This window comes from Paucibacter sp. KBW04 (genome assembly GCF_003852425.1).
Lineage (GTDB): Bacteria > Pseudomonadota > Gammaproteobacteria > Burkholderiales > Burkholderiaceae_C > Paucibacter_A.
This window is the reverse complement of record NZ_QAJN01000005.1, coordinates 19,277-32,182: the sequence shown is the minus strand read 5'-3', so window position 1 is coordinate 32,182 and position 12,906 is coordinate 19,277. Positions and strand designations below refer to the sequence as shown.

Genomic DNA, 12,906 nt, shown 5'->3' with positions numbered 1-12,906 from the left:
CAAAGGAGAGCATTCATGGCACTTAAACCAGGACCAAAGCCGATAGCAAAATCAACAGGGCAGCCGGATCAACGCCGCCGTGATAACAAAACCACACCAGGGAATACACCGTCCCTCAAACCTAGCAAATCTAGCAATCCCCCAAAAAGTAAATGACAGGAGGCTCGTTAATTTGCCCTTCTAACCCGGCAGTCGAGCGGACCTGCGCGAAATGCCGCGCAGGCCGCTCACTTCTACATTGAGCGACTGCAATAGGCGATGTGTCGTGCTCTGGGAATGGCAGCTTTGGGGCGCAGATTGGCTGCCGGAGGTCGGCTTCCAATGACGGCAACGGGCGCGGTGCAGCCCACCGCAGGCAAGATCGCCCTTCATGCCAACACTGCCGATTGCTAGTCCGCAGCCTGGAAAAGCTGTCGTTGGAGCAAACAGCTTCTGCACGCTGCTGGTCCTGATCTTCGATTCAACGACGGTCAGCTTCGGGAGGAGAAGCTGTCTTCCGGCCAATGAAGCACCCAACGGCCGGTCTCGGCCACTGCGGTCGTTGGGCGTCCAAAAACGAATGGCCGCTGCCAGCCTACAGGCGTCGTTGGTCGTCGGATGGCAGCTATGCAGCGGGAGCGGTCCGTCGGTTTACTGAACTCGTCGCCCGAAAACGGTCGTTCAACGCTCGCTGGAGCGCGCGTACAAGAACTCATGCGTAGCGTCGCTCATGCCGCTCCTTCGGGAATAAGCGATGCAGCCGTACGCAGGAGGAATAACGGCAAGACCAATCAGCGCGCAAAGGCGCCCACCGCCTAAGGCCAGCAAACTTGGCAACGCCGCGAAAATTGGGGTTAGGCCGCGTCTAAACTGGCAGCATGGATTCGCCGCCAGCCCGCGCTCAGAATTTCAAGTCATTCATTGACTTGGATGCAACCTACAAGGAAGGTGTCGACTATGGGAGCGCGATTTCGCGAAGAAACCCTCTGCAGATTGCGGTAGTTGCGCCACATGGCGGCGCCATCGAGCGGCCGACTTCCCAGATTGCAGCCGACATAGCTAGGGACGACTTCTCGTGTTATCTGTTCGAATGCACTCGAAAGGCGAAGAACTACGCGGCTCTGCATCTGACGAGCGAACACTTCGGCGAACTTAGGTGCCCTGAGCTCATCGCTGGATGTGACCGCGTTGTGGCTGTCTATGGGTGCGAAGGCGATGAAATCGCGGTAATTCTTGATAGGCCCGATGATGAGCTGGCAGTGCTTGTTGCTGACGCGCTAGCGTCCGAAGAGGTTGTTGCAAAGCAGAGTGGGTACCAATTTCTGGGCACCAAGTCCTCCATCATCGGCAAACGAGGAAGGAGCGGGGCTCGCGCTCAGAGGGAGCTGGCGGCTGCACTGCGGAACTCGCCTGCGACTATTGCTCGCGTAGTTCGCGCGGTTCGGGGCGTCTTTCTTCGGTTCGTCGATCCAGGCAACGCGCCGCGCGCCACAGGCGAAAGTCAGTTGCACCGATGAAAGAAGTCCTTGCAGGAATTGTTAGCCCTTCAGCGGCGGCGGAGCCTCCGAGAGAGCTTCCTGCTGATGCTCGACGACAGGCCGTTGCGCCCATCAGGGGGGTCATCTATCAGCTCTGGTGGTCGATTGACGCATGGCTACGTCTTAGTACGCCGGACGAGGTCATTTACCTTGAAGGGGCTGAGGACTTTGACAAGGCCTCGGCCTTGGAGGTCGTCGCCCAGCAGGTCAAGAGTGAGGTCGATGGGATTTCCCTGAACAACCTGCGCGCACTGAGAGCACTCGAGAACTTTTGGACCCTACGAACTCGGGAAGCTACGCGCACCGTCGCGTTTCACTACATCTCGACCGCGCATGCAGTTGTTGAGCAGGATGCTGCGTTCGGTGGGATCGCTGGCATGTCCGCATGGAGCGTCGCGCGTGAAAACGCCGACATGGCGTCCTCTCTGCAGAAGTATTTGGCGCCTAAGCTTTCCGAGGATAGTGCGCTGAGAGCATTCCTCGAAGTGGCTGATGCCCCGGCTACTCAAACGCATCTTTTCCGCCCTGTGCATTGGTTCCTGAACCAGCCAGGCCTCGACGCAGTGCAGCGGAGCGCTGAGGACCGTGTTGTTCACAGGTTGCACGGAGCTGGGATAAGCCTATCGTACTCAGCTACCGTCTGCGACCGCCTCTACTCGTTCGTGAGCGACGTGGTCGTGAAGCCCGAGTCAGCAAGCCGTATCCTCACAACGGCGGACCTGCTGCGCCAGATTGAGGTGGCAACTACCGCGCATGTGGCCGTGCCGGCATTGCAATACGCGCAGTTCATGCGTGCGCTTGAGGCTGGCGAATACGATCCTGGCCGGGCGTTGTTGGACATGATGAAGCTCGAGATGCCGCCGGCGCCGACGCCGCTGCTGAATCGCGATGCGCTTGTCCAACGGGTGCGTGAGCGAATTGACGCTCACGCGGCGGTCTTGCTGACTGGGAGCGTGCACAAGGGCAAGACGACCTTGGCTCAACTCGTAGGCCACGCCGTGTGTCCAGAGGCGTGGTGGTTCCCGCTAGCAAACCGTACAGCAGTAGAGACCGACAACCTGCTAAGGGCGCTGATCGCAGCGATGGCTTGCTCGGATGCGCCTTCGCTCGTCGTCATCGACAACATCGACATTTCGCCTTCCGCGTTTAGCGCCTTCGGCACTGCTCTGTCCATAGTGGTGAGCCAAGCCGTCCGTTCTGAACGGGCGCTGCTGTTCACGGCCCGGGGGGAATCAGCTGAGTCTGAGCAGCTTGCGCCGGTCGCAGGTCTGGAAGTCATTGACGTGCCGACCATGCCGCCAAGCGAAGTGGACGAGCAATGCCGAGCCCATGGCTGTCCTGAAGAACTCGCCGGAATCTGGGGCGCTCTTATCTGCGGACTAACCCAAGGTCACCCGAAGCTCGTCCAGGTCCGAATCGCTGAACTTGAAGTGGAGCGTTGGCCGGCACCTACCAGCGCAGACATGGTCACCGCGTCCCCTGCAGTGAGAACGGCTCGAGGCACCGCGCGGAGCATGCTGAGCGGGACGGTGCCGGCCGAAGTAGCGTCTTTCGTCTACACCGCCAGCGCGGCGACCTATCCGCTATCCAGGAAAATGCTTCTTGCACTGGCCCAGGAAATCGGGGGCCTGACCAACGGTGGTGACGTCATTGACTCCTTGGCAGGCAAGTGGTTTGAGCAATCCTTGCCTGGTCGCCTTTCGGTTACACCGCTTCTGAAGGGAGCCACCGAGCAGGTCTGGACGGAAAAGCAGATGCGGCAGGCCCACACGCGGCTGTTCGATGCCATTGCGAGCGTGCACGAGCTAGATGTGTCGGATGCGTCGTCGTTGCTGTTTCATGCATTCATCGCCAAGGATGGTCGGCGTCTGCTCAAAGGTGCGCGAATCGTTGAGACCATTGACGAGACTGCCGTGGCAAAGGCGCTTTATCAGCAGTTGAATTGGTTGCCATACGTCGCCTTGGAGCCTGGCCAACGATTCTTTTCGCCCCATGCGATGGTCAGCGTGATGCTGCGGCAGTTGCAGTTCACCGTTGCGAGTGAGACCGGGTCATCAGAAGTCGTTCGCATTCTCGAACGATGGACGGAAGAGGTCGCCTTCGTTGAAGACGTTGAAATGCGGGAAGCGGTGGAAGTGGCCAGATGCTCGCGTCTGGTGGTCAACCGAAATCCTCTTGTGCCACTCAGAGCCAAGTTGGCGGCAATCTGTTCGCTGGGTCATCGGCGCGGCAAGATGGCCGACTATGCGGAAGGCATGGCCAGGCGGTTCTTGGTCGAGTCGCGTGAGATGGACCTTGAGGTCCCCAAGGATGCGACGACCAGTCAGTTCTATCTTTCTATGCACGCGTCGTCCATGCGCGGGCTGTCCGACTTCGCCGGATTGCTCGATTGGCTTGAGTTCGACGCGGATGAGGCTGCTCGCGCAGAGTTCGACTCGGTGCTAGGTTGGCCTCTGGTCAGCTCTTGCGGCGCCTTTGTCCATGGCGTCTGGGCAGCAGGGTGCACGGAGCGCACAGATTGGACGCCCGTTCTGGCACTGTTGCTGCGCGCGCAGAGCATCGCTAGCGGCCATCGCTTGTCCTGGTTCGGGAGTGAGGTTGCGAGGGCAACGTCGATCGTGCGCAGTGAGCATGTCGACGACCCCGCGGGAGCGATGAATGCACTGGACGAAGCAGCGCTGGTGTTTGGAGAGACGCTGACCATTGCAGAGCAGCGGGTGAACGTGCTGTTCCAGCAAAAGGACTACGCGGATGCTCTGGACCAATGGGCGGTTCTTTTCGAGCGGCCGCACGCAGCGGATGTGCTTGATTCGTTTGCGTACAGGCGAGCCGCCATTAGCGCTTGTCATTTGCAGCGCTGGGAAAAGGCGGAGGAGCTGTTCATGGACGGCGCCAAAGTTTCTGCGTTGCGAACTTTGGCGATTACACGTTTCGGCTTGGTGGTCGACGGGTGTAGAGCGATAGCCATGGCGGGAGACTGCCAGAGGGCCGCTCGCAGGCTTGCAGACGTCATTTTGAATGCTCCAACGGAGGCAAGCGATGCCGCGAACGAGAGCTGGCTGGCAGTGCTTGGGGCGACAGCAGCCACCTGCAAAATCATCGAGGACCTAGCTTCCGGAAGCGTCGGAGACACCCCTCCGATGGCCTATGGCAGAGCGTCAGAGCCAGGGCTAAGCTTAGGCCCAGCCACTGCGGGCCAAGAGTATCGGGCTCTGCTGGTCGCGACAAACGTTGGTCAACTTGCCGCGCAACTTGGCGACGTGCCCGAGGAGATGGAGGACGTCCTGCGATCCGCGATGCTGTCAAGCGTGCCGCTAGTTCGCTTCTCCGGTGCGCAGGCGATGCTGGCTTTCGAGTTGACAAGAGGGGCACGCAAGGGAGTCATCTCTGCAGTTGCCTACTTTGAGCGTGCATTGAACACAATGCACTGTCTTGCAGACCGGCAGCTTTCGAAAGAGTCGCAGCCAGACCTCACTCCGGCGGAGGGAAGCAAGCTGTCGAATGGTGGTCTTGTGGCCTTGTTTGCTGCAGGAGCGATTTGCACCGATGAGCCAATGGAGGCGCTGGCCGCCTGGCAAATCCAGTCAGCGGAGGTGTGGGGCGATGATGCGCCCTCCGTCAGGAGCCTGAAGGCAATGTCGGCTTCATTGATGATGACGGCCGACGATGCCCAACTAACGCTTGAGGACGTTCAAGACCAGTCGGCCGAACAGGTCTTTGGCGCCGCGATGGTCCTTCTCCGCGACGTGAATACCCCAAGGGCTACCCTGCGAATGCACTCGCTGCTGGCGTCCTTGACGGTGTGCACCAACGAAGGTGTTCTTCTCCAGGACACGTTCACCCGCGCTCTTGCCCGGCGCTTCGCGCCCGCATGGAAGGAGCTTTCGAGCAACGCTTTCTTGTTCACCTCACCACGGGTCAGCGTGCCTATGCTCCGACAGGCGGTCGCCGACGTCGAAGGTGGCCGGGTCGGAACCAAAGCGCTACTTGGTGCAGCAGCCGTTGCGCTGGGCCTTGACCCGGAGAATTACGGTTCCCGCATCGCCTGAGAGTTCAACTTCTTGGAGGGTTCGGGTGACCTTCAAGGCGGGTAGTTGGAGCGGGCCATGAGCATGCCCTGTTGCCGTTTTGTGCGGCCAGCATGCCTTCCTCATCGTGTAGACAGAGCTGAGCGCTACTCTCATTGCCAATGCCAATGCCAATGCCAATGCCAATGCCAATGCCAATGCCGATGCTGACACGGATGGCTATACAGCGGGCACTCGTGACTGGCCGCCTTCAGCCTGAACCTGCCGATCAGATCTCAACGGTCGAGAGTTCAGCGGAGCGGTTGCTCACAGAGCCCTTGGCGACTGCATGCCTCCAATGCCAGACTCAACCGCTTTCGGTCGTTGCGGCCGATCAACTGCAACACTGTGCTGGTCGTGATCAGCAGCCCGAGCGGCCGCCTGATCGCCGCGTACATGCTGCTTAGCCTGCTTATCGCACTAGGTGTTTCGTAATCCAGTACCCTCCAGTGCGCCTGCGCCCGTTGCAGTGCCAGGTGCTTCAAGTCGGGCAGCTCGTTGCTGGCGTCTTCCGGCACGTCGCTGAGCACACGACGCAAGGCCTCTGGGCTTTGCAGGAAGACCAGACCGAACACGGCCAGCAAGCCACGGATCCGGTTAAGGCAGTCAGTGCGTTCTTCCTTGTAGCCTTCACGCAGACGGTGAATCCCTTGCCAGCCTTGCTGCGCTGGCGTCTTCACGGGTGCTCAACACGTACGCGCCCGCGAGGCGGCCTCGTAGATTGCTGCAGCATCATTGGGATCGTTCTTGCCGCTGGCGCCTTGCACGCGGAATGGCCCGATGAAGTGGGCCGTGATCAGCCGGACATCTAGCCCCAACAGGCGCAGGCGACAGGCGAGGTGTTGCACCCCTAGCGGACTTTCCTTAGCACTCGACGTATCTATTCGGCACGCATCTAGCTTCGCTGCTATGGTCAGTGCACTGGTTGATCGTGCCTAGCACCAAGAGGATGCAAACGATGAAGCCAACAAACTTTCGGAACAATTTGCTCCTATCCGACAGCAAGATGAAAGCGCTAAACAGCGCTCCCCCCCGCGATGACTATGACAGCAAGAGCTACCAAGTAACTCCCAACGTCCGCAGCATACCCAATCGGCTCGGAGCCGAACAATGGCGCAATGAGCGCATAGACAAATAGCAATGGGAGAACTAGCAGGACGCCGAGACTGACCAGCGTCACAGCTACCTTCACTACGACTTCTATCGCCTTGCCCGCCTTGTCGATCAAATCCCCTTGCTTCACACGCCATCCACTATTTTTTCAGCACAAAGTACGGCTGGAACCTTGCCGGTTAAGGGGAAGTCTATTTGCGCATGGCCTTCAAAAGGGTTTTCTTACAAGCCCGCCGCAGAGATCAAGTCAGCCAAGTTCAGCTTGAGTGCTCGCGCGATTTGGGCGGCAAGGACAAGGCCAACGTTCTGACCTCCGCGTTCGACACTGCTCATGTAAGAGCGGTCAATGCCTGCCTCATAGGCCAGTGCCTCTTGCGACATGCCCAATGCCAAACGGGCTTCGCGAACGGCGGCGCCGAATGCCACCAAATCGGGGGCTTGTGCATGACGAGGAGACGGGCGAGGCATAGCAGGATGATTTGCTATTGACTTCGATAGCACCACGGACGATCATCCTCATATCTTGAGATGATCATCATTGAGTTGAGTCAATCACTGAGCGGAGCAATTCGAATGGTGGCGAGCTACGAAACTTTGGGAGGGGCGGGGATGGTGAGCCTTTGCGGGCGATTGCTTTGTCGCCGTTACTTGGTAAGTGCCTTTCGCACAGCCGATGTAGCGGTTCGAGATTCGCTTGGCTCATGTGCGTCGGTCCATTGGGGGTTTGCCAGTTCGCTGGACGGAAAGTTCGAGTTACTGGGTGCCTGGGCCCAGAACGTTATGACCAAGGCTCCACAAGTTGAGTTTGCAGCGGACTTAGAGGATCGAGGAGTTGAGCGCATCCGCTACTCAGTTGCCACCCAGGTCGAAGGGCAGGGCGGTGGGCGAGGCGTCGAGTTCTTTGGCGCGGAGGCATTGCCATCGATCGCACAGGCCTTGGACGTCACGGTTGCCTTAGTGGCACCTCGGCATAGGCAAGCTGTTGCGGGCGCATTTCGGACGGTAGCCGGAGCCAGTTGCAGCAGCATGGCGACGGACGCCTTGTCTGACGTTGAAGCCGGGCCTTGGGGCAAGAAGTACCCGCAGATCGTGGCGCTGTGGCGTTTGGCCTTAGAGCATTGGCGGCCCCTGTTTGACTTGCCTGCCTCTTCGCGGCGGGTGGTGCTTGCTGCGGACCGCATGGCGGCCGAGATCCAAGGGAGCTTGGAGCGAGCCATCGCTCGGCATGGCAGCTTTGCCGATTCGGCGGAGGCGTTGGAGTTTGTGTGCGGTGTGCTGCTGCGTGCTGAGCGCCGGCTGGAGCGTGCTGCTACCTCTGCTGCTGCGGCTCGTCCTTATGGGGCTTTGGGCATGGCAGCCGCTGGCAAGCCTCAAGGTACTTCAGTTGCTGGTTTCATCTGAGGCGCGTAGACGCTTGAATGGGAGAGATTCAAATGAGCAAGAACTGGCCCCCGGTGTTCTCGCGTGTCAGAGCCGCTTTGATGCGGCGAGGCCGCTCAACCCATGATGCTGATGATCTGGTGCAAGAAGCCTGGGTGCGCCTCGCCCGCTATGAGCTGGATCAGCCGGTGCCGGTGGAGCGGCCCGAGGCGTTCTTGATGCGCACGGCGCTGAACTTGTCGATTGATGCGCACCGGGCGCGGGTCAATCATGGCGAGGAGGTGTTGCTGGAGGAGGTGGTGTTGTTGGATACGGCGCCGGGCATTGAAGCCGTGGTGCTTGCCCGCGAGCGCATGGCGCGGATGAGCGTGTGCCTGAACCGCTTGAACGAGAAGACGCGCGACATCTTCCTGGCCAACCGCATTGACGGCCTGACCTATCGGGAGATTGCGGAACGCCATGGCTTGAGCACCAGCACGGTAGAGAAACACATTGCCAAGGCGACACTACAGGTAACAGGCTGGATGGAAGGTTGGTAGGTGTGCGTGGTTCAGGAGAAGAAGAGGGCAGGGGGCTTGGTGAGGCGGCTGCTCCGGTGGTGACACCCGAGATTGCGGCTGAAGCCTCGGTGTGGGTGGCTCGCCTGCATGGGCCTGATCGGTCTGTACGCATGGAGCGTGAGTGCTTGGCTTGGCAGGAGCGGTCTGCGGCGCATCGTCTGGCATTTGAGCGCTGCACCGAGATCTGGCAGGAGGTGGCGGGCGTGACGCTGAGCAGCTATGCCCGCTCTGCTTCTGGTGAGGGTGCTTCAGTGGCTCGCCAAGCGCACCTGGCTTCGAGGCCTGTGCCTTGGGCCTTGGCCTTGTCTGTCTCGTTCCTTGTGGGCTTGGTGATCTTGCATCCCTGGCGAAATGTAGAGAGCTTTCGGACTGGTGTGGGTGAGCAGCAGGTGGTGATGCTGGAAGACGGCACCCGCATGTCGCTGAACACCGCCACGCGGGTTCGCGTGGAGCTTGGGCGGGCGCAGCGTACCGTTTCCGTGGAGGGTGGGGAGGCCTTGTTCGAGGTCGCCAAAGATGTGAGCCGCCCCTTCATTGTTCAGGCGGCAGGCACTGAGGTCGTGGCCACCGGCACGGCCTTTGTCGTGCGTCTGACGCCAGGTGATTCGCCTGCTGCAGCTGCAGCCCTCGCCGTGACCTTGGTGGAAGGGCAGGTGGTGGTCCGTGATGCTTCATCAGTTGACGCGGGGGCTGCGCGTCGGAGCCCCGTCGTGATGGCTCCTGGTGAGCGAATGCGGCTTGATTCGCGGACTGGGGCAGGGGAGTCAGGCAAGCAGGGCAGTTCGCTTGCCTTGGCTGTAGCTCAAGTCGACCGGCCGCGCATGGAGCAGGTGTTGGCCTGGAAGCGCGGTGAGGCGTTGTTTGACGATGTTTCGCTGCTTGACGCAGTGGTTGAGATGAATCGCTACAGCGCGGTGCCGATTCGTTTGGCAGAATCTGGTGGCCTTGATGAGCTGCGCGTCAGCGGCCTGTTTCAGACGGGAGACAACGCGAACTTCGCGCGCGCGGTGGCGGCGTTGCATGGGCTGGACCTGCAAGAGAGTTCTGAGCACTTGACCTTGGCGACTCGGCAGACGCGCGCTAGGTAGGGGAAGACGGTGGTTCGATTAGCCGACAAGTTCTTCCAGCTCGGTAGTGGTGAAACAAGCGCGCGCCGGTCTCGACGCGCGCTTGGCGTTTAGCGCTCTGGTACTCGCGTTTTCCTTAGGCCACTGCTGGGGTCTTGCTTGCTCTGGTCAAGGCATGCCGCCAAGTTTGTCCGACGTTGCCAAGAATCATGGCGTGCAACGCGTCGACTTGCTCAAGCAGGTCTGGGTCCGTGAAGTAGCGGCGCATTGCATCTCGGAGGCGTGAGACGATTTCAACCGTGTCCTCTCCGCCAAGCGATGCTGGGATGATTGTGTCCAGGTTGCGGGTGGCTGCGGTGATCGCTTCGAAGATGGCTTGCTGCGGCATTTGTTGCCAAGTCACGAGCAGTCGAGGGGTTGCATGAAACTGATGCTGTATGCGTGTATGTGTTCTGCGGACGGTGCGCCAAAGCTTGCTGCCAAATTCAGTTTGGCGCAATGCCGTCTCCAACTGGCCCGTCAGCGTCTCGGAGTAAGGGATAGTTGCGGCTGTGATGCCTGTGGCGACTTCGATGTACAGCTCAGACTGGACGGCAGCGATGGGTGAAGAGCACCCGTTTGGCGTCGACGCGCCCCAGAGCAGGCCAACAACCCGGCCCTTTTGGTCAACGACGGCCGAACCTGAGTCGCCGGGCTCGGAGAAATTCAGAGTGTTGTCGTCGGTCTTGATGTACTGCTGATCCACAAAACGCCAGCCATCGGTTCTGGTCCCTTGAAAATAGAGCGCGGTGATGTTGCCTTTACGGAGCCCGGTCGTTCTTCCACGCTTTTTCACGGGATAGGGAAGATCGCTGAGTTGAACCGTGTAGACGCCTTTGACTTCGCCGATTTCGACGATTGAAGATATTCCACTTGCGCCGTGAGCGTCCAGAGAGCAAAAGGCGCCGTCGACTCTTGGAGAAAGCACCGATCTCACAGTGTTGCCAATTTGATCGCACACAGGATCCATTTTTGGCTGAGCGACCCGGGAACTGGCTCCACCCATGACGTGTTGATTGGACAGGGCGCAGAGTGCTTGGGAATTTAGATCGCGGACTAGGCACCCAAGCGTGCCGTAGCTATTGCCCACTTGAATCTGTATGCCACCTTGCACGGGACGGTACTTGCCATCGTCGGCGTGGGCCTCTGGGATTGCTTCTTCGATCACATCTACAGGGAAACCGTCGATGTTCTTAGGAAGAAGTTCTTTCGATGGCACCGAGCTTTCAGGTCGTTTGTGTGTCACATAGACCAAGACTGCGATGGTCTTGGTAAGGGCGCCACCTGTCCATTTAAGGCCAACGCTGGTGCCATGAACGCCTGGAAAGTGAACAACCTGTGCATGCAGTTTGGTGCGTGCGTCCTTTATGGCCTCTATCGTTTTGTCGTCCATTTTTTATCCCTGATTGGTTCTGGGCGAGGTGCGATCGCCCGTCGCGCCGGCATGCTCACGCCGACGAGCGAATTCCAGCATTCAGAGATAGAACAAACAAGGTAGGCAATTACCCGAGCGGCATTCAGATGGGGGATGTGCCCTGGTATTTGAGGTGCCCCGCTCGTTTTTAGGCTTCAAGGGCTGGCCTTGCACCATCAGGTTGGAGAGATCCTTGGTGGCTCTCAATCTGCGCCATCAACCTCGCCCGAACACGGTTTAGGTCCGCGGACAGGATTGCGTGGCGTCTTTGCCTAAACCCCAAGGCTACGCAATATGTACGTCGAGGAGCAGCTCAAGGCTGTGGTCGTCGTGGAGGCGCCTGCGTAAGAGTGGTGCGGCTATCTCGCTGATGCGAATTGGCCCAACGAGCCGCGCGACAACATGGGGGTGTCAGTAGGGGTGGCCCGCCATGCCTTTCAGAACAGCCCGACCTGTTACTAGGCTCATCCCATGAGCTAGTGAGCTGCGAGCATGGCGTTCATGAGAGCAGTCGAATTTTGGTATTGGATGATGAAGAACAGCCGTGGCGTCAGGCGGAAGTCGCCGTGCCGATTCATGGCGGAGGACGCGTTTCTAGCCGACCCTGAGGCGACACGTATTCCCGGGACCTGTGAGGTCCGAACGTTGCCTGAGACCCCCGAAGAGTTTGGAGAACTGCACACCAGCGCCTTCTTCAAGACCTGAAGGTCGCATTGATCTGGGCACTTCGTCATGAACTCTTGGAATGAGTGTGAGGTCCTTTTGTTTGGCAGGGCTTTTCTTTAGTGCTGTATGAATGTACAGTGGTTGGCGGGCGGCGATTTTTGCAGCTTGTCACGGGGACGGTTTGCGGTCACAGCAGAGGAGAACACGATGCTCATCAATTTGAATGACCCAGACAGTGTGTTGCGGTGGTGGAGGGTTTGGCCCGAAAGGCATCATCCGCTCTTGGAGTTTTGGTTGAAAACTCGGCCGGAGTTTGCGCCGTCGATTCGTGAGGTGCAGCGTCGACTTTCCTCGGATCCCGACTTGGTGGCCCTGATGTTGGCAGTCGTGAATGATCAGAAGAGGCCGCGACAAGTCGAGCCTGAGTTCGAGGCTGAAATGCTCAACTGATATGCGTTACCAAATTCAATTCGGCGATAGCGGGCTTCATGCGCTCCCCGGCATTCAAACAGCCGTTAGAGAGGCCCTCGAGGCCCATTTCGGCGATGCAGAGGCGGTCATGCGGGCCTATGTCCGGTGCGTTGCTGCGGTCGGTTCAGACACTCGGCTCCATCCGCCCGCTGGTGCCCCGGAGACTGACGTCTTCGCGTCGAAGGTGTGGTTTCAGGGGGAGTCTGTCGCACTCAAGGGTGCTCTCGCCGAGTTGTTTCCTGGGCTGGAAGACGAAGTGAGCCGGGAAATGCTCGGAGATTGCTTTTTGATTTTGCGCGCTGAAGCAGACTCCACTGAATTCAATTCGCCTCTCTCTTTTTGAGGAGTTGGCGTCTGGCTCTTCCTTACCCCCCCAAAGGTGGGCCCCCTCTGGTTGGATAGATAGTTTGGCCCTTGTCGCCGATGCTTGTCTCATGCAGCACAGTGAGGTCAAGATGTCCAACCCAAGCCAAGTTTCCTACCCCCTTAGCGCCGAACGTGTGTTTGCCCAAATCAGGCAAGCCACGGAGGTGCTCTTTAGACGAAAGCTTGATGGCGGCGGTTTGGAGGCCTCAATTCCTGGATTGGAAGTCACTGACTCGAGTTGGGGAG

Annotated in this window: 10 protein-coding genes and 1 pseudogene; 8 read left to right on the top strand and 3 right to left on the bottom strand. The window is 59.1% G+C overall.

The genetic code is table 11. The annotated features are described in order from the left end of the window. Window positions 1-857 precede the first annotated feature (857 nt). Complete coding sequence (locus DBR47_RS07455; RefSeq protein WP_124448551.1) at window positions 858-1,496, top strand: poly-gamma-glutamate hydrolase family protein; 639 nt, start codon at window positions 858-860, stop codon at window positions 1,494-1,496. Next, a complete protein-coding gene (locus tag DBR47_RS07450) occupies window positions 1,493-5,566 on the top strand; it encodes a hypothetical protein (protein ID WP_124448549.1) in 4,074 nt (1,357 codons plus the stop codon). The genes DBR47_RS07455 and DBR47_RS07450 overlap by 4 nt, the downstream gene beginning before the upstream one ends. Before the next feature lie 269 nt (window positions 5,567-5,835). Here the strand turns inward: DBR47_RS07450 and DBR47_RS07445 are convergent, their stop codons facing one another. Further along, window positions 5,836-6,264 (bottom strand): hypothetical protein, encoded by a 429-nt coding sequence (locus tag DBR47_RS07445; RefSeq protein ID WP_124448547.1) that lies wholly within the window; start codon window positions 6,262-6,264, stop codon window positions 5,836-5,838. A 655-nt stretch (window positions 6,265-6,919) separates the two neighbouring features. Beyond that, window positions 6,920-7,165, bottom strand: a complete 246-nt coding sequence (locus DBR47_RS25240) for a helix-turn-helix transcriptional regulator (protein ID WP_124448590.1) — start codon at window positions 7,163-7,165, stop codon at window positions 6,920-6,922. A gap of 60 nt (window positions 7,166-7,225) precedes the next feature. Here DBR47_RS25240 and DBR47_RS07435 point away from each other — a divergent pair, with 60 nt between their 5' ends. The 4 genes and pseudogenes from DBR47_RS07435 (at window position 7,226) to DBR47_RS07425 (ending at window position 9,725) form a co-directional block, all read left to right on the top strand. Continuing rightward, window positions 7,226-8,098 (top strand): transposase, encoded by an 873-nt coding sequence (locus tag DBR47_RS07435; protein ID WP_124448545.1) that lies wholly within the window; start codon window positions 7,226-7,228, stop codon window positions 8,096-8,098. 32 nt (window positions 8,099-8,130) lie between these two features. Beyond that, on the top strand, window positions 8,131-8,616 hold the full coding sequence (locus DBR47_RS07430) for an RNA polymerase sigma factor (RefSeq protein WP_124448543.1): 486 nt from the start codon (window positions 8,131-8,133) through the stop codon (window positions 8,614-8,616). Window positions 8,617-8,618: 2 nt separating this feature from the next. Then, window positions 8,619-8,801: pseudogene (locus DBR47_RS25465) on the top strand (DUF4880 domain-containing protein); the annotation flags it as partial. A 132-nt stretch (window positions 8,802-8,933) separates the two neighbouring features. Next, window positions 8,934-9,725 carry a FecR family protein gene (locus DBR47_RS07425; RefSeq protein WP_231512183.1) on the top strand — a complete coding sequence of 264 codons (792 nt, stop codon included), beginning with the start codon at window positions 8,934-8,936 and terminating at the stop codon, window positions 9,723-9,725. 115 nt (window positions 9,726-9,840) lie between these two features. Here DBR47_RS07425 and DBR47_RS07420 read toward each other — a convergent pair whose 3' ends face one another. Next, complete coding sequence (locus DBR47_RS07420) at window positions 9,841-11,136, bottom strand: hypothetical protein (RefSeq protein ID WP_124448541.1); 1,296 nt, start codon at window positions 11,134-11,136, stop codon at window positions 9,841-9,843. Between the two features lie 894 nt (window positions 11,137-12,030). On the opposite strand from DBR47_RS07420, the gene DBR47_RS07415 reads away from it, so the two are divergent. Next, the gene (locus tag DBR47_RS07415; RefSeq protein WP_124448539.1) at window positions 12,031-12,273 is read left to right on the top strand and encodes a hypothetical protein; all 243 of its coding nucleotides are present in this window, start codon (window positions 12,031-12,033) and stop codon (window positions 12,271-12,273) included. A gap of 1 nt (window position 12,274) precedes the next feature. Beyond that, a complete protein-coding gene (locus DBR47_RS07410) occupies window positions 12,275-12,637 on the top strand; it encodes a hypothetical protein (protein ID WP_124448537.1) in 363 nt (120 codons plus the stop codon). Window positions 12,638-12,906 lie beyond the last annotated feature (269 nt).